This window comes from Corynebacterium sp. UMB8791, assembly GCF_054166365.1.
In genome coordinates, this window is record NZ_JBSZCG010000033.1 from 1 (window position 1) to 346 (window position 346).

At 66.8% G+C, this 346-nt stretch carries 1 protein-coding gene; it reads right to left on the reverse strand.

Annotated elements, in window-relative coordinates:
• A partial coding sequence (locus ACXIUA_RS00940; protein WP_457975906.1) for an ATP-binding cassette domain-containing protein occupies positions 1-346 on the reverse strand: 346 nt, incomplete at both ends.

The window sequence follows — 346 nt, forward strand, 5'->3', positions numbered from 1 at the left end:
GCCGTAGACTTCGCTGACGGTCTGTGCATCCAGGGTTTCCGCAGGCGGTCCTTGCTTTACGACGCGCCCCTGCGCCACCACCACAACGTGATCGGCATACGCCGCTGCGGCGGACAAATCGTGCAGGACCACGACCACGGCTTTGCCCGCCGCCGCGCGGGCGCGCATCATTCCCATGATTTTTTCGGCGTGGTGGAGGTCCAGGGCCGCGGTCGGTTCGTCGAGAAGCACGACGGGAGTGTCCTGGTAGAACACGCGCGCGCTGTGGACGCGGGCGCGCTCGCCGCCGGAGAGGGTCGGGACTTCCCGGTCAAGGAGGTGCGCGACGTCGCATTCAGTGATGACT